Genomic DNA, 17,101 nt, shown 5'->3' with positions numbered 1-17,101 from the left:
GATCATGCCGACTTCGTCACGTTCCAGAACAAGGGGACCGGTCCCTTGGCAACGCCGGAGACGTTCTTGCGCCACGCGGTGTAGCCCAGGAAGAAGCCGGTCGGGGCGTAGACGACATCATCCATCGCCGCCTTGTTAAGACGACCGATGGCGGCCTTCTCCTCGTCGAGGTTCTTGGCCTCGAACCAGGACGTGACTTCCTTCTCCGTGCCGGAGCTGGTGGGCCAGCCGAACCAGGCCTTGTCACCATTGGCACGAATGGCGGTGTACGGTGCCGGATTGACGCAATCCGCACCCGCATGCCAGGTGTGGAACATGTTCCAGCCGCCCTGTCCGGGCGGTGTCTTCTGCGCGCGGCGGGAGCCGACCGTGCCCCAGTCCGTCGCCACGAAGTCGACGTTCATGCCGAGCCTCTTGAGAAGGTCCGCGGTCACGTCGCCCATCGCCTTGGTGATCGGCTGATCCTGCGCGACAAGGCACGTCACCGGCTGGCCGGAATAGCCGCTCTCGGCGAGCAGCTTCTTGGCCGCGTCGAGATCGCGCTTGCCCTTCAGGATCTCGCCACCCACTTCGGTGTAAAGCGGCGTGTCCGGCGTAAAATAGCCCGGCAGCGGCTTCCAGAGTGAATTGTCGTCGCCGACGATCGCGCGCATGTAGTCTTCCTGGCTGAGCGCCATCAGCACCGCGCGCCGCGCCTTGACGTCGTTAAAGGGCGGATACAGGAAATTCATGCGGAACGAGCCGATATTGCCGAGGGGATCGCCGATATCGACGCTGATATTCTTGTTCTTCTTCAGGACCGGAACGAGATCTGCGATCGGGTTCTCCCACCAGTCGATCTCGCCGTTCTGCAACGCGGCTGCCGCGGTCGCCGGATCCGGCATGATCACCCATTCGACGCGATCGATCATCATCTGCTTGCCGCCGGCGAGCCACGACGGCTTCTCCTGCCGCGGCACATAGTCCGCGAATTTCTCGAACACGGCTTTTGCGCCGGGGACCCATTCGCTCTTGACGAACTTCAGTGGGCCGGAGCCGATATAATCCGAGATCTGCTTGAACGGGTCGGTCTGCGCGATGCGCTCCGGCATGATGAAGGCGCATGGCGAGTTGTTCTTGCCCAGCGCGAACAGCATTTTCGGAAAGGGCTGCTTCAGCACCCATTTGAAGGTACGGTCGTCGACGGCGGTGAGCTCCTGCTGGAGCGCCTTAAGCATCAGGCCCATCGGGTCGCGCGCCGACCAGCGCGTCAGGCTCGCGACGACATCTTTGCTCAGCACCGGCTCGCCGTCGTGGAATTTGAGTCCCGGCCGCAGCTTGAACGTCCAGGTCGTGCCGTCGTCCGTCACTTCCTCGGATTCGACCATCTGCCGCTGCGGCTGGAACGAGGAATCGATGCCGTAGAGCGTGTCCCAGACCATCGCGGCGGCGTTGCGCACGACGTATTGCGTACCCCAGATCGGATCGAAATTGGCGAGGTTGGCCTGCGGCACGAAACGCAAGGTGCGGGCCGCCGCACCTTGCGAAAGCGCAGGAGCCGAGAGGCCACCCGTCAGCGCCAGCCCGCCCGCGCCAGCCAGTCCCTTCAATATGGTCCTGCGATCCATGAAGTCCTCCCAATAATGTCGTGATGCCGGCCGTTCGTTGGCCAAGGGCAGGTGAAACCGAGCCCATTAGCGTGCAAATGGTGTGCCACTAACCGGACCTTCGCCAGCAGGAACTGGTCTGATTTCTGCGGCACTCCGATATCAAAGAGCCGCCGCCAGCGCCGGCCCGGCCTCGAAATGAGGAATCGCCTCGACCAGCTTGCGCGTATAGTCCGTCTTCGGATTGTCGAACAGCGCCCGGCTTTCCCCCTGCTCCACGATGCCGCCGTTGCGGAGCACGATGGTGCGGTCGCACAGCATACGCACCACGTTGAGATCGTGGCTGACGAACAATAGCGCGATGTCGTTCTCGCGCCGCAGGCGGTCGAGCAGTTGCAGCACCACCGCCTGCACCGAGACGTCGAGCGCGGCGGTCGGCTCGTCCAGCACGAGAAGCCGCGGCCGGCAGGCGATAGCGCGGGCGATCCCGACACGGGCCTTCTGGCCGCCGGAGAGCTGGTGCGGAAAGCGCGGCAGGAGATCCAGCGGCAATCCCACGCGCTCCGCGCACTCATTCACCCGCTGGCGCAATTCGTCGCCCCCACGCAGACCATCAAGCCGCATCAAGGGATGGGCGATGCAGTCAAAGGCGGTGAAGCGCGGGTTGAGGCTCTCGTTCGGGTCCTGGAAGACCATTTGAATGTCTTTGCGGAAGGGCGAGCGGTGAAAGTCGCGCGCCGCGACGTGGCCGATCGACTGTCCGTCGAAGACAATGTCGCCTTCGCTCGGATCGATCAGACGGCAAATCATGCGCGACGTCGTGCTCTTGCCAGAGCCGGATTCGCCGACGAGCCCGACGCTTTCGCCGCCGGCCATCGTCATGGAGAAATCCGCAACCGCGGCCGCCCCCTGATCAAAGCGCTTTGCAAGCTTCCGCACCTCAAGGAGCGGCGGTGTGCCTGCCGCGAGCTCCTGCCTGGGCTTGCTGATGATCGCGGCGTAACCCTCCCTCTCCTCCTCCGTCACGAGATCCTCGATCCGCGAGACCGCGGTCGGTGAAGCCGCGACCAGGCGCCTGGTGTAGGCGTGCCGCGGGCCACCAAACAGGGCTTTCGGGCTTGCCTCCTCGACGATACGGCCGCGCTCCATGACGGCGATGCGGCGGCAATAGCGCGCTGCAAGACCGAGGTCGTGCGTGATCAAAATCGTCGCCATGCCGCGTGCGGCGGCAATATCCGCCAACAGATCCATCACCACCTTCTGCGTGGTAACGTCGAGCCCGGTGGTCGGCTCGTCGGCAATCAACAGCGCGGGATTGCAGGAAATCGCGATCGCAATCATGACGCGCTGGCACATGCCGCCGGAGAGCTCATGCGGATAGGCATTCATCCGCGTCTCGGGATCGCGGATTTGCACCGCGCGCAGCAGCTCGAGCGCCTCGGCGCGCGCGGCGTCCTTCGATATCCGCTTGTGTGTCAGGATCGCGTCCGCGATCTGCAATCCAATCGCCCGGATCGGATTGAGCGCCGCCCGCGGGTTCTGGAAGATCATCGACATCGCGGCGCCTTGCAGCTGGCGAAGGTCGTCACCCCGAAGTTTTGTGACGTCCTGCCCGCGAAACAGGATCTTTCCGGCAGTGACGCGCCCGGCCGCATCCAGCAGCCGCGTCGTTGCAAAGCCGGTGACCGATTTGCCCGAACCACTCTCGCCGACGAGACCGAGCATCTCGCCGGCCCCGACCGTGAGGGTGACCCCGCGCACGGCCTCGACCATTCCGCGCCGCGTCGAGAACGAGACGTGGAGGTCGTCGATCCTGAGCAGGGTCGCGCTCATGTCCGCATACGCGGGTCGAGAATGTCCCGCATCCCGTCCCCAAGCAGGTTGAAGCACAGCACCGCCATCATCAGTGCCAGGCCCGGAAACGCCACCAGCCACCATCGCCCGGTCGAGATGAAGCGCGCGCCTTCCGCGACCATGATGCCCCATTCCGGCGTCGGCGGCTTGACGCCAAGACCGATGAAGGAGAGGCCGGCCGCGTTCAGGATCGCCCAGCCGAGATTGAGCGAAATCTGCACCGCCATCGCCGGCAGGATGTTCGGAAGCAGGAAGCGCAGCACCACCGAGAAATGGCTTTCGCCGCAGGCGCGCGCGGCCTCGACCCAGCCGACGTTGCGCCGGACGTTGACCTCCGCCCGAGCGAACCGGATGTAGAACGGCAGATTGATGATCGCGGTCGCAATCACGATGTTCTCGATCCGGTTTCCCAGCGCGGCGACCATCGCCATCGCCAGCACGAACAGCGGAAAAGCCATCATCACGTCGACGAAGCGGCCGACCGCGCGGTCGAGCTTGCCGCCCGCATAGCCGCAGAACGAGCCGATGACGGCGCCGAGCACGAAGGAAATGCCGACCGCGGAGACCGCAATCGCAAGGTCTAGCCGCGCCGCGATGACGAGGCGGCTGAACACGTCGCGTCCAAGTTGATCCGTACCGCCGATATGGGCTGCACTCGGCGGCAGCAGCGCCTGCGACACATTCGAGACCACGGGATCATAGGGCACGATCCACGGCCCGAAAATCGCGACCAGGATGAACAGGAGAACGCCGGCTGCGGCGATGCCGGTGAGCGGGTTTCCGCGCAGGATCCAGATCGAGTGCCGAAGGGTTGCGCCGGTCATTCGATCGACACCCTGGGATCGGCGATGCCATAGCAGATATCGACGATCAGATTGACCAGCACGAATACGCTCGCCATCAGCAGCACGAAGCCCTGCACCGGCGCATAATCCGAGGACAGCAGCGCGTCGAGCGCGTAGGAGGCGACGCCCGGCCAGGAGAAAACTTTCTCCACCAGGACATTGGCGCCTAACATGGTCGAGAACACGATGCCCGCGATGGTGATGACGGGCAGGATGGCGTTGCGCAGCGCATAGGTGACGACCACCTTGCGCCAGGACAACCCGACCGAGCGCGCGGTGCGCACGAAATCGCTGCCGAGCGAGACCAGCATCGAGGCCCGCGTGATCCGCGCCAATGGCGCGATGACGAACAGCGCCATGCTCACCGCCGGCAGGATCAATTGCTTGCAGGCCGCCCACCAGCCGTCGATGTCCCCGGCGAGCAGGAAGTCGATCGAGAGGAATCCGGTGCGCTGCGGCGGCAGCGAGGTGAAGACATCGATCCGCCCGGTCGGATCGGGCGCAAACCCGAGCAGGTAGTAGAAGACGTAAATCAGCAACAGGCCCGAGACGAAGGTCGGGACGCAGACGCCGAGCGCGCAGAACATCCGCACACCGTGATCGACGAGCGAGCCCGGCCGCAGCGCCGCGAGCACGCCGAGCGGCACGGCCGCAACGAGGGCAATCAACAGCGCGGTGAAGGTAAGCTCGAGCGAAGCCGGCAGCCGCTCCCGCAGATCCTTGAGCACCGGCTGCCCGGTCATCATGGAGCGGCCGAGATTGCCGTGGCCGATATCGGAGAGATAGAACACAAGCTGCTCCGGCACCGACTTGTTGAGGCCCATCTGCTTGCGGATCTGTTCGATCTCCTCCTTGCCGGCATTGGGTCCCGAGGCAAAGAACACCGCGGGGTCCCCGGGCAGGACGCGCATCAGGAGAAAAGTGAAGACCAGCACGCCGAACAATGCCGGCAGCGACGACAGAAGCCGCCTGCCCGCCCGCACCATCGTTGCGCCAAGGCCGGTCATCAACTCTAAGAGCTCCTTGCGCTTGCGGATGTCACTTGCGGCTGACATCGCGGTAGTCGACCTGGCGGTGAAATTCGTAGGTGTAGCCCTCGATCGAGGAGGCCATCACTGCATCCTGGTTGGGCTGCCACAGCGGGATCTGCGGCATCTCGCTGAAGTGGATCGCATTGAGCTTGCGGCCGTCCTCCTCGTACTTGGCCTTGTCCGGCTCGAAGCGGGCTTCCTGCGCGATCGCAGCCAATTCAGGATTGTTGATCGAGCTGTAGTTCCAGCGCTGATTGCCGGTGTAGAAGTTGCGGTAGAAATAATCCGTCGAAGGCAGCCAGGCGACGATGCCTTCGGTGAACAAGGGCAGCTTCTTCTCGTTGATCTGCGTCGACATCTGCGCATCCGGCAGCTTCTGGATGTCGACCTTGATCCCGATCTTGGCAAGCGACTCCTTCACGAGGGCCGCCATCGGCTCCGCAGTCGAGGCCTGACCGACGTTGAAGCTGAAGGTGGTCGAGAAGCCCTCGGGAAGGCCCGCGGCCTTGAGATATTCCCGCGCCTTGTCGAGATCGATCTTCACCGGCGCCTGGAATGGATAGATGCCGGTCAGCGGCTTGCCGTCCGGCCAGGTCGCCCCGAACAGCGGCGAGCCGCGGCCGAACAATGCGGCCTTGAACATGTCGTCATAGGGCAGCGCGAAGGCGATGGCGCGGCGGACGTTGACGTTGTCGAAGGGCGGGATCTGGTTGTTCATCGACACGAACGTGATCGCATTGTATTGCGGCGTGGAGACCACCTTGAGCTTGCCCTTGGCTTCGAGCGACTGCACGTCGCTGGCCTGGAGATCGAGCACCAGATCGGCATCGCCGCGCTCAACCAGGTTGGCGCGGGTCGCGGGCTCCGGCACAGACTGCACGATCACGCGCTTGAAGAAGGCCGGCTTGTCGGGCGAGCCGCGATTCCAGTCCTCGCTGCGCTTGAGGATGACCTGCTCGCCCGGCTTGAAGGTCTCGACCACATAAGCGCCGCTGCCGGCGGCATGCTCCTTCAGCCAGGCGGTGGCCCAGGGATCATCCGTCGTCGCATGCTCCTTCGCCACCTTGGAGTTGATGATCATCGGATAGACGGTGGCAAGATTGGGCAGCGCCAGCTTGTCGGGCTTCGGCAACGTCACCTCGATGGTGACGGGATCGATCACCTTGAATTGGTCGGCGGAGGTCAACGATCCCGTCAGGAGCTGCGCCTTGCCGAGGATCGGCGCGGTGACGCAGCGGTCGAGCGACCATTTCACGTCCTCGGCCGTCACCGGCGAGCCGTCCTGGAATTTGGCATCCTTGCGCAGGCGGAAGGTGAGCTTCAGGCCATCGGGACTGACGTCGTAGGATTCCGCGAGCTCGCCCGTGATCTTGTCGAGATCGAACACCCATTTGCCGTTGAGTTGCTTGCGGCCAAATGCCACCAGCCGGTCATAGGTGCTCATGCTCAGCGCAAAGGACTCGCGGGTCGAGCCGGGAATGTTGGGATCGAGCGTGTTGACGGATGCGCCGGTCACATAGCGCAGCGTCTCCGCCCTGGTTTGCGCCTGCGCAGGCGCGTTGGCGACGAGCAGCAATGCGGCGGTGGCGACGACACAAGACGCCAGCCTGAATGATGCGAAACGCATTCGATTTCCCCAAGATTTCGACAAAAACGCCAGCAAGGCATGATGAGAAAGAAGCAAGTTATGCGCCAATCCTGAGGGGGCGCTTCGTCGCAGCGGAGCACGGGCAATCATCGGGATTCCTCCAAATTTTCTGCCGAACGCGTGACCACGGCCTGCGGCACGTCATAGGCGCTCAGCGAAGCCCAGTGATGCCCGACATCGGCGCGGAACAGGCCGCGCGTCAGGCCGTGGACCAGCTTGGGGACGGCAGTCGTCATTGCGTTGATCGACGATCCCGAGGGACCGAAGCTCATGGTTGAGGCGATCGCGAAGAGATGGATGTCCGATATCCACGGCGTCTCGCCCGGCACGCGCTCGGTGAAGGCATAATCGTCGGCGAGATAGGGAAAGCGGCCGAGCCGCGCGTTGCGCTCGCCCTCCGGCGGCTGGTAACGGTCGGCCCAGGTCGCGATGTTGCCGGCAAATCTGGACAGTTCACTGCGCCCGACAAAGTTCATGTCGATGCCGGTGCCGCAGATGACGAAATCGGCCGTGACGAGGCCCCGCGGCGTTTGCAATTCGATGCCGTGATCGGTCCGGCGCGCAGCCTCGACCGGCGCGCCTTCGTGCAGCGTGAAATTGCCATGGCGCGCGCAACGGTCATAGGTCGGCTGCGGAAATCCCTCCCGCATTTCGAGGATGGTGCGCATGAAGCGCCAGCGCCAGGCATCATCGAGATCGCTGAGATGGCGCAGGAAGCCGCGAAAGGTCAGCCAGCGATAGGGCTGGATCACCTGGATCCGCGGCCGGCGGCAGAGCAGGTGCACTTCGGCGGCGCCCGCCTCGAGCGCAGTTGCCGCATTGTCGAACGCGGATGCGCCGGCGCCAATCACGACGACGCGCTTGCCGCGAAGCCCTTTGAAGTCGATATCGTCGGCGACGGTTGCGACCGAAGTTGATGGCAGGTCTCGAAGCGGCTCCGGAATGATCCAGCTTCCCATCCCTTCCTGTCCCGTCGCCAGCACGATCTTGCGCGCATAGAGCGTCTCGACGCCATCGGCACGCTTCACCTGTGCGGCGAGCAGGCCATCGGCGGCCGGCGCAATCTCGAGAAGCTCGCAGCCGTTGCGCACCGGCACTCCGATCGTGCGCCGCAGCCAGAGCAGATAGTCCGCCCAATGGCCGCGCGGGATCAGGTCGAGCGTCTGCCAGCTTTCCCGGCCAAAGCGGGCTTCATGCCAGGACTGGTAGGTCAGGCTCGGGATATCGAGATCGGGGCCGGTATAGTCCTTCGGGCTGCGCAGCGTCGGCATGCGCGCATAGGTGAGCCACGGGCCCTCCATGCCCTCCTCGGCCTTGTCGAGCAGCAGGATGTTGCCGACGCGGGAGCGCATCAACCCGAAGCCGATCGCGATGCCGGATTGGCCGGCGCCGACGACGAGAACATCCAGCGCCGGCTTGCCGTCCGGCCCCGGTTTTGGAGGGAGCCACGCGGCGCCGGGATGCGCGATCATGGCAAGATCGGCGTGAACATCGGCTTCGAGTTGTGTCAGCGCGTCACTCATGCGGCGAGCCACCCGCCGTCGACCACCATCACGGTACCTGTTGTGAACGAAGACGCATCGCTCGCCAGATGCAGCGCGGCCTGCGCGATCTCCTCCGCCTGGCCGAACCGCTTCATGGCGTGGCGGTTGCGAGAGGCTTCACGCACCTCTTCCGCATTGGCATGACGCGCAAAGCTGCGGCGAAGCATCGGCGTGTCGATCGCACCCGGGGCAATCGCGTTGACGCGAATGCCGTCCGCGGCGAAATCCACAGCCATCGTCCGCGTCAGGCTGACGATCGCGCCCTTGGCTGCGATATAGGCGCTGTTGCCCTTGCCGCCGGCGACGGCGAGCTGAGACGCCAGCGTGATGATCGACCCGCTGTTCTGCTGCTGCATCTGCGGCACGGCCGCCCGCGCCCACAGCCAGGTGCCGCCGACATTGGTGCGAAAGACTGCGTCCCAGTCTGCCGGATCCGTGGTCAGCACCGTGCCGCCGCAGGAGAAGCCTGCCGCAGTCATCAGGATATCGAGCCGGCCGTGTCGCGCCACCATGTCGCTTGCGACGGTCTCGGCAAAGCCTGCCTCACCGACATCACCGACGTGCGTGGTTGCTTCACGCACGAGGCTTAGCGTCTCCTGGAGGCCCGCAGCATCGCGATCGACCAGAGCGAGACGCGCGCCTTCCTCTGCGAACAGCTTTGCGCTGGCGCGGCCGATGCCCGAGCCCGCCCCGGTGATGATGGCCGTGCGCCCCTGCAGCCGCATGTCAGATCCCTTCCCGGTGCTGCATCCACCAAGCGCTCATCGCCGCCGCAGACTCCGTACAGCCGAAGCGCGCGCGCCAGCCGAACTCCTCTGCCATCCGCGCGACCGACAGCGGCGCGCGATCCGGCCCATGCAGCTTGATGATGGTCTTTTCGTCCGGCGCCGCCAGCCGGCATTGCAGGCCCGGATGCAACGCCGCAAAGGCCTCGCCCCATTGCAGCGCCGGCCATGCCGCACCGCCGGAGATGTTGTAGAGCCGACGGCGGGGACGCTCGGCTTCGATCAGCACCGCGACTGCCTCGGCGGCATCGACGGCGTAGATCCAATCCTTGATGCCTGGATCCGGCATGATCGCCGGCTCGCCGCGACCGAACGCGGCCAGAATCTGGAACTGCAGGCTCGGCGTATCGCGCACCGTGCCGATCCGCTCCCACGGACCGAACACGGCGCTCAACCGCACGCTGAGGAAATCGCCGCTGAGTAGTTCGGCATGCCGCGCCACCGATCGCTCTGAAGTGAACTTGCTGATGGCATAGAACGACACCGGATCGCAGGGTGTATCCTCGTCCAGCACCTGATGACGCTGGCCCGCGGCGCCATAGGCCGATGCCGACGAGAGATTGACGACACGGCGAACGCCATGGCGGATCGCCGCTTGCAGGATCGGTATCTGGGCCATCACGTTGATCTCGAGAACGCGCGAGGCCGACGCCCTCTCGAGATCATCGCCGGCAGTGATCGCCGCGCCCAGCACGATCGCATCACAGCCCTCGGCAATGAGGGCGTCGATAGTTTTCGCGTCGTTGATCTCCCCCTGGACGGCTCGGAGCCGTCCTCCGTCATCAGCCAGCGAGCGACGCGCCGCCGGCGGGAGCGGTGCAAGATCATACAGCGTCACGTCATGGCCGCGCGCGAGCAGCACCTCCGCGAGATTGAGGCCGACAAAGCCGGTGCCGCCGAAGATGACGATCTTCATCTGGTGGGGCCGCCCGTCACAGCAGCTTCGCTCCAAAGTTCCGTTCCGGATCCATGTCGGCGACGAGGCGGCCGGTCGGCTTGGCTGCCTCGCCGCCGGTACGGGCGAGGAACTTGCCGCTGCCCGCATCCGCGAGGCATTTGTTGCCATCGACGATGACGCGGCCGCGCGAGAGCACGGTTACCGGCCAGCCCTTCAACTTGCGGCCTGCGAACGGTGTGTAGCCGGTGAGGTCGTGCATCATTTCGTCGGCGATCGTGACCTCACGATTCGGATCCCAGATCGCGATGTCGGCATCCGCACCAACCGCGACTGAACCCTTACGTGGATGCAAATTGTAGATTTTTGCCGGCGCCGTCGCGGTCAGCTCGACGAATTTTTCCAAGCCCAGCCGCCCCTTCGACACCATCGCGTCGAACAGCAACGGCAGCCGCACTTCAAGGCCCGGCAGGCCGTTTGCGACCTGCTTGAAGTTGGGATTGGGCCCGGCGCGCAGCTTGCCGGTCTCGTCGAAACGATACGGTGCGTGATCCGACGAGACGGTCTGGAGATCGCCGAGCGACAGTGCCTGCCAAAGCGCCTCCTGATCCGAATGCGTCCGCGGCGGCGGGCTGCACATCCACTTCGCACCGTCGGCGCCGGGCTTGTCGAGATCGCCGGCGGTGAGGAACAGATATTGCGGACAGGTCTCGGCAAACACCTTGAGCCCCTGCCCGCGCGCATCCCGGATCACCCTGGCGCCTTCGGCCGTCGAGACGTGGAAGATCATGATCGGCTGGTCGATCAGCGCCGCCATGCCGATCAGCCGGGTGAAGGCTTCCGCCTCCGACACCCGGGCGTGGCTGACGGCGTGGTATTTCGGCAGCGTGTAGCCGCGCGCGAGCAGGCGCTTCACCATCCAGGCGATGATGCCATGGTTCTCGGCGTGGGCACACAGCATCGCGCCCGATTGACGCGCAGCAAGCAGGATGTCGAGCAGCGGCTCGTCGTCGACCTTGAGCCGGTCGTAGGTCATGAATATCTTGATCGACGCGTGACCCTGCTTCACCAGTGCCGGAATGTGCTCCTCGACCGTCTCCCTGGTCGCGTCCGCAATGATCATGTGAAAGGCGTAGTCGATCACGGCGCCCTTCTTCGCCAGCGCGTGATAATCCTCCACCACCTGCGGCAGCTTCATGCCGACATGCTGGGCGGCAAACGGAATCACCGTGGTGGTGCCGCCGAATGCCGCCGACACGGTCGCGCTCTCGAAGGTGTCGGCATTCATGATGCCGGCCGCGGACAATTGCTCGATATGGGCGTGGCTGTCGACACCGCCGGGCAACACCAGCTTGCCGCGGGCGTCGATCTCGCGCTTTGCAGCCGGAAGCCCTCGGCCGACAGCTGCGATGGTCTCGCCGGAGATGGCGACATCGGCCTCGAACACGTCGGTCGTGGTGGCGACGCGTCCGCCGCGGATGATCAGGTCGTAGGTGGGTTCAGTCATGTGGCACTCCGTGATAGGCTCAAGACAAATGATCGCCCATTCGCAGGAAGACCATCATGTCCCGGCCGCGCATTCTCGTCATCAATCCGAACTCCAACCCCACGGTTACGCAGGGGCTGGAGGACGCGCTGAGGCCGCTCGATTTTGACGGCGGACCCGAGGTGGTCTGCCAAACGCTGGCCGAGGGTCCGTTCGGCATCGAGAGCCAGGCCGACGTCGACAGCGTCGCGATGCCGCTGCGCCGCTTGGTCGAAAGCGACAACCGTTCCGCCGCCTTCATTATCGCCTGTTACAGCGATCCCGGGCTTCAGGTCTGCCGTGAAGGCACCGACCGCCCCGTGTTCGGCATCGCCGAGTGCGGCGTGCTGACGGCGCTGGCCCGCGCCGAAACCTTTGGCGTGATCGCCATCGCGCAGCGTTCGATCCCGCGGCACATGCGTTATCTCAGACAGATGGGCCTGACCGAACGGCTTGCCGGCGAGCGGCCGCTCAACATGAGCGTCGCCGAAACCGCTTCGGGCGAAGGAACGCTGGCCAAGATGATCGACATCGGCCGTGCACTGCGCGACGAGGACGGCGCCCGCGCCATCGTGATGGGTTGCGCCGGCATGGCGCGCCACCGCCGTCCGCTCGAAGATGCGCTCGGCATTGCCGTGATCGACCCGACGCAGGCGGCCGTCACGATGGCGCTCGGTACGGTGCAGTTCTCGCGCCACTAGGCGTCCTTCAATTCTGTGGCGTCCCGGCGCGCGAGCCATTGCGAATGGCTCTCGCGCACGAGGGCGAAAATATCCCGCTGCGTCGTGTAGAGATTGCCGAACATGCGGCCGATCGGCCGGTAGGCTTCGAGATCGACATACATGTTCGCCTCGTCGACGAGGCCGTCACGGGCGTGAACCCGCAGCACCTCCCCAACCAGCAGCTCGCGATCGGGCGAAAAGTTGAGCACGATTTGGCGCCGGCATTCGAGCGCGAACGGCGCCGCGGCGAGTCGCGGCACCTTCACGTCGACCGAGGCAAGCGTCGCGAGACCGGTCGCCGCGACCTCGCTGTCACCGGACGGGAAATCGACCGCGCAGTCGTTCATCGCCGCCGACAGCGCCTCGTCCACCATGTGAACTACGAACTCGCCATCGCGATGGATGTTGCGGGTCGTGTCCTTCGGGCTGTGATCCGGCTTGTGCTGAAGGCCGAGCACGATCAACGCCGGACTCTCGGAGAAGACATTGAAGAAGCTGAAGGGAGCTGCGTTGACCGCTCCGTTCTCGTCCAGCGTCGTCACCAGCGCGATCGGCCGCGGCACCACCACGCCGCACAGCAGCTTGTAGCGGTCGCGCGGATCGAGTTCGCGCAGCGAAATGCCGGATGTGTCCTTGTCTGCCATCGGCCTCACACTTCCGGCGGCGGCACGGCGCCGGTTTGGCTGGCGATCAGCCCATAATGCTCGATACGGCGATGCTCGGCGAAATTGAAAATCGTGGTCTTGCCGAATGTGGTCGCGTCGAGATCACAGGGGTGAACCAGCAGCTCGTCGTCTTCCGTCTTGGCCTCGGCGACGATCTCGCCGTCCGGATCGACGATCAGGCTGCCGCCAAACAGCGCGTGTCCGTCCTCGACGCCGGCCTTGGCCACGGCGACGACCCAGGTCGCATTCTGATAGGCGCCGGCCTGCACGGAGAGGCGGTTGTGAAACAGTCGCTTCTCGATGCCCTCATCACTCTTCTCCGCGTTGACGGACGGTGTGTTGTAGCCGATCAGCACCATCTCGACGCCCTGCAAGCCCATGACGCGATAGGTCTCGGGCCAGCGCCGGTCGTTGCAGACGGCCATGCCGATGATGCCGCCCAGCGCGCGCCAAACGTTGAAGCCGAGATCACCCGGTTCGAAATAGCGCTTCTCCAGATGCTGATGCGAACGCTTGGCGTCGAACTCCACATGACCCGGCAGGTGGATCTTGCGATATTTTCCGACGATCTTGCCGGACTTGTCGGTGAGGATCGAGGTGTTGAAGTGGTGACCGTCGGGCGTCAGCTCCGCATAGCCGAAATTCATCGCCATCTGGTGCTGCGCCGCACGCTCGAACAGCGGCTTGGTCGCCGCGTTCGGCATCTCGCGCTCGAACCAGACGTCGAACTCGGCCCGGTCCTCCACGTACCAGCGCGGAAAGAACGTGGTGAGCGCGAGTTCCGGATAGACGATCAGATCGGCCCCCTTGGCCTTGGCTTCGTCCATCAGCGCGATCATGCGCCTGACCACGGCCTCGCGGCTGTCGGCTTTCTGGATCGGGCCCATCTGGGCGGCGGCAACATTGACAATACGCATCAGTGGTTTCCTGGTGATCCCTTAAACGAAGCCATAGCTTCAACGATTTGTCGGCGCGGGCAGCATAACGCAGTCCCGTCAGGTGTTTCCAGCCGGGCTTTCATGCCGTCCGGCCCCATTCGGCGTCCTGCAACAGCCGCCAATTGATCTTGTTGCTGGCAGTCCGCGGCAAAGACTCGACGAAGACCACGGCGCGCGGCGCCTTGTAGCTCGCCATCGCGCCACGCGCCCAATCTATGACATCGTCCGGCGACGTCGTCGCCCGCGCGGCCTCATCCAGCACCACCAGCGCCTTGACGGTCTCGCCGCGGTAGCCATCCGGCGCCGAGATGATACAGCACTCCCGGATGGCGCGGTGATGGTACATCGCCGCCTCGACCTCGGCGGGCCACACCTTGAAGCCGCTGACATTGATCATGCGCTTCAATCGGTCGACCGCGAAGAAATATCCGTCGGCGTCGCGATAGCCGAGATCGCCGGTGCGCAGGAACCGCTTGCCGTCAATCTCGATGAACGCCTCGGCATCAGCCCGCGGCCTGTTCCAGTAGCCCTGCAACACCTGCGGACCATGCACGACGATCTCGCCGACGACGTTGTCGTCGAGCTCGATCCGGCTCTCCGGATCGATAATCCTTGCGTCGGTCTCATGCACGGCAATGCCGAGGCATTGCCGCTTCGGCGCGGCCATCGGGTTGAGGTGCGTCGGCGACATCGTCTCGGTCATGCCGTAGCCCTCGACAAAGTCGAGGCCGAACCGTCCCTTCAGACGCTCAGCAACCGCGGTCGGCATCGCGGCGCCGCCACCGGTCAGCACCTTGAGCCTGGCAAAACACCGGTCTCGGAATCGGGCGCTCGCGAGCACGTCGACAATCATGGTCGGCGCCGCGTTCCAGAACGTCACGCCGTAGGTTTCGAACAGATCCGGCAGCAAATCCTTGTCCCAGCGCGCCATCAGCAGCAGCGTGGCGCCGGCGACAACAGCCGCATTCATCGAACCCTGCATGCCCGCAACGTGAAACAGCGGCATGAAGCCCGTCATCACGTCGTCACCGCCGAGGCCGTACCAGCGGGCCTGCAACACCGCGGTAAACAGCGCATTGCGATGGCTATGCATGCAGGCCTTTGGTTTGCCTGTTGTCCCCGACGTGTAGGGCAGGATCATCAGATCGTCGGCCGCAGCGCTCATCGCAGCAGGCCGCAAGCCCTGCGCGATCGCGGATGACCAGGAATGCCAGCCCGGCAACGACGGCAGCTCCGACGGCGCTTCGGTCACGCAGGTCGGCAACGTATAGGGCGTGGCGGCGGGCACCTCGCCGCGATATTGCGCGACGATTGCATGCCCGATGGCTTCGCCCACCAGCGGCGCAAACATCTCGATCAGCTCGCTGCCGATGATCGCGACCTTGGCGCCGCTATCAGCGGCGAGATACGCGATCTCGGCCGTCTTGTTCATGGGGTTGACTGGCACGATCACAGCATCCGCCCGCATCACCGCATAATAGGCGATGACATATTGCGGCGAATTCTGGAGCGCGATCATGACCCTGTCGCCGCGCCTCACGCCGCAAGCGCTTTGCAGAAAGCCGGCCAAGGCGTCGATGCGGTCACGCAGCTCGGCATAGCTGAGGCTCGCTCCGTAAAATATTGTTGCCGGATGCGTCGGCCGATCATGTGCCGCGCGCGCCAGCGCGTCGTAGAGCGTTCCCTCGGGCATCGCGAGATGCCAGGGTTCATCCGCCGGCCACGGCGGTGACCGATAGGCTGGGGCGTGGTCGGCGCTCACCCGTGCTCCTCGTCGGCAATGTCCAGGCCGTGGTCGAGCGCATCCAGAAGCCGTTCGGTCTCATGCTCGGAGATCACGAGCGGCGGCGCAAGGAACAGCGAGGTCTGTTCGCCGCTGGTCCCGATCACCGCGCCAGCCTCCAGCGCCCGCGTCGCCACGCGCGAGGCGATCGGCACCTCGCTCGTGTCGGCGTGCCAGGAGCGCCAATCCGGACCATGCAGTTCGACCGTCCAGTGCAGCCCCTGCCCCGCCACGCGCTGCACGCTCGGATGTTTTTGCGCGATGTCGAGCAGGCGGCAGATGAACAGCTTTTCGAGGCTGCGCACGTGCTCCAGAATCTCTTCTTCGGTGACGACCTTCAGGTAAGCGCTGACGGCGGCCATGCTGATGGGATGGCCGCGTAGCGTGCCGTAATTCTGCCAGCTCGTGCCGTTGAGCCGCTCGACGATCGCCTTCGACACCACGACCGCGGCGACCGCAGCCGCGCCGCCGCCGAGCGATTTTCCGAGGGTCACGATGTCGGGACGGCTCGCAGCCCCCTGGAATGCGAACCAGCGGCCCGCGCGGCCTGCGCCGGTGACGACTTCGTCTGCGATCCAGTACGAGCCGGCCTTGCGCGCGCAGCGCGCCACCTCGTCCTGATAGGCGCCGTCGTAATAGATGCCGCCTTGGGTGTAGTCGATGATCGTCGCCGCCGTGTCCGAGAGCAGGCGCGTGGCGTCCGCGAGATATTCGCCCGGAGGCGCATTGTTGGCCGGCGCGCCATAGATCGCGCCGGCCGGCGCCGGCAATACCCGCACCGGCGCCATCGGTGATGGCCGCTGCGATCCGCCGGAGTGAACCGCAAGCCCACCGTGCCATTGCGGCTGCACCGTCATGCTGCGCGACAGGCCGGTGAGGCCGTGATAGGCGCGCTCGCGCGTCGCAAGCGCAGACCGCTGCGTCAACGCCTGGCAGAGCGACAGCGCCATATCGTTGGCCTCGCTGCCGCTGATACAGAAGCGGACCGCGCCGACCCAATCCTCTTCGCCCTTGAACGCGATGGCCATCAAATCGTCGGCGGCCTGCTCGCGGCCGACCCAGGTCCAGCCTTCGTTCACGACCGGCGTATCCGCCGCGCGGCGGATCGCCTCCACCATCGCAGGATGACGATGTCCGAGTCCGCCGCCGGTGTTGCTGCCGTCGATCAGCCGGCGGCCGTCCGCAAGATGGAAGTAGACGCCCTCGCCGCCGACCACGGTCATTGGCGCGGCTTCGCCCGCATTCAATCCGGTTCGCAGCAGATTGCTCATCGCAGTCCC

14 protein-coding genes are annotated in these 17,101 nt (G+C 64.9%); 1 reads left to right on the top strand and 13 read right to left on the bottom strand.

From position 1 onward, the window contains the following. Positions 1 to 2: 2 nt before the first annotated feature. The 9 genes from GWG65_RS06125 to hydA form a co-directional block, all read right to left on the bottom strand. Complete coding sequence (locus GWG65_RS06125) at positions 3 to 1,607, bottom strand: ABC transporter substrate-binding protein (protein WP_275194508.1); 1,605 nt, start codon at positions 1,605 to 1,607, stop codon at positions 3 to 5. Between the two features lie 141 nt (positions 1,608 to 1,748). Continuing rightward, positions 1,749 to 3,419, bottom strand: a complete 1,671-nt coding sequence (locus tag GWG65_RS06120) for an ABC transporter ATP-binding protein (protein ID WP_275194507.1) — start codon at positions 3,417 to 3,419, stop codon at positions 1,749 to 1,751. After that, positions 3,416 to 4,264 (bottom strand): ABC transporter permease, encoded by an 849-nt coding sequence (locus GWG65_RS06115; protein WP_275194506.1) that lies wholly within the window; start codon positions 4,262 to 4,264, stop codon positions 3,416 to 3,418. Before GWG65_RS06115 ends, GWG65_RS06120 begins: the two co-directional genes overlap by 4 nt. Next, positions 4,261 to 5,292, bottom strand: a complete 1,032-nt coding sequence (locus tag GWG65_RS06110) for an ABC transporter permease (protein WP_275194552.1) — start codon at positions 5,290 to 5,292, stop codon at positions 4,261 to 4,263. Before GWG65_RS06110 ends, GWG65_RS06115 begins: the two co-directional genes overlap by 4 nt. Positions 5,293 to 5,323: 31 nt before the next feature. Further along, positions 5,324 to 6,943, bottom strand: coding sequence for an ABC transporter substrate-binding protein (locus tag GWG65_RS06105; RefSeq protein ID WP_275194505.1), 1,620 nt, complete (start codon positions 6,941 to 6,943; stop codon positions 5,324 to 5,326). 107 nt (positions 6,944 to 7,050) lie between these two features. Then, on the bottom strand, positions 7,051 to 8,487 hold the full coding sequence (locus tag GWG65_RS06100) for an NAD(P)/FAD-dependent oxidoreductase (RefSeq protein WP_275194504.1): 1,437 nt from the start codon (positions 8,485 to 8,487) through the stop codon (positions 7,051 to 7,053). Further along, a complete protein-coding gene (locus GWG65_RS06095; protein ID WP_275194503.1) occupies positions 8,484 to 9,233 on the bottom strand; it encodes an SDR family oxidoreductase in 750 nt (249 codons plus the stop codon). The genes GWG65_RS06100 and GWG65_RS06095 overlap by 4 nt, the downstream gene beginning before the upstream one ends. Before the next feature lies 1 nt (position 9,234). Beyond that, complete coding sequence (locus GWG65_RS06090) at positions 9,235 to 10,209, bottom strand: NAD(P)-dependent oxidoreductase (RefSeq protein ID WP_275194502.1); 975 nt, start codon at positions 10,207 to 10,209, stop codon at positions 9,235 to 9,237. 16 nt (positions 10,210 to 10,225) lie between these two features. Then, the gene (hydA, locus tag GWG65_RS06085; RefSeq protein WP_275194501.1) at positions 10,226 to 11,695 is read right to left on the bottom strand and encodes a dihydropyrimidinase; all 1,470 of its coding nucleotides are present in this window, start codon (positions 11,693 to 11,695) and stop codon (positions 10,226 to 10,228) included. Between the two features lie 56 nt (positions 11,696 to 11,751). Between hydA and GWG65_RS06080 the strand changes: the two genes are divergently transcribed. Beyond that, the gene (locus GWG65_RS06080; RefSeq protein WP_275194500.1) at positions 11,752 to 12,414 is read left to right on the top strand and encodes an aspartate/glutamate racemase family protein; all 663 of its coding nucleotides are present in this window, start codon (positions 11,752 to 11,754) and stop codon (positions 12,412 to 12,414) included. On the opposite strand, the gene GWG65_RS06075 is transcribed toward GWG65_RS06080, so the two are convergent. The 4 genes from GWG65_RS06075 to GWG65_RS06060 form a co-directional block, all read right to left on the bottom strand. Next, positions 12,411 to 13,079 carry a flavin reductase family protein gene (locus tag GWG65_RS06075; protein ID WP_275194499.1) on the bottom strand — a complete coding sequence of 223 codons (669 nt, stop codon included), beginning with the start codon at positions 13,077 to 13,079 and terminating at the stop codon, positions 12,411 to 12,413. The genes GWG65_RS06080 and GWG65_RS06075 overlap by 4 nt on opposite strands. A 5-nt stretch (positions 13,080 to 13,084) precedes the next feature. Beyond that, positions 13,085 to 14,017: an N-carbamoyl-D-amino-acid hydrolase gene (locus GWG65_RS06070; protein ID WP_275194498.1), complete on the bottom strand. Its 933-nt coding sequence runs from the start codon at positions 14,015 to 14,017 to the stop codon at positions 13,085 to 13,087. Between the two features lie 100 nt (positions 14,018 to 14,117). Next, positions 14,118 to 15,800, bottom strand: coding sequence for a long-chain-fatty-acid--CoA ligase (locus tag GWG65_RS06065; RefSeq protein WP_275194497.1), 1,683 nt, complete (start codon positions 15,798 to 15,800; stop codon positions 14,118 to 14,120). Then, a complete protein-coding gene (locus tag GWG65_RS06060; protein WP_275194496.1) occupies positions 15,797 to 17,092 on the bottom strand; it encodes an aminotransferase class III-fold pyridoxal phosphate-dependent enzyme in 1,296 nt (431 codons plus the stop codon). The genes GWG65_RS06065 and GWG65_RS06060 overlap by 4 nt, the downstream gene beginning before the upstream one ends. Positions 17,093 to 17,101: the final 9 nt, after the last annotated feature.

The sequence above is a fragment of the Bradyrhizobium sp. CSA207 genome (genome assembly GCF_029051685.1).
Lineage (GTDB): Bacteria > Pseudomonadota > Alphaproteobacteria > Rhizobiales > Xanthobacteraceae > Bradyrhizobium.
Note: the sequence above shows the minus strand (reverse complement) of the source record. Positions and strands in the feature narration are given on the sequence as shown.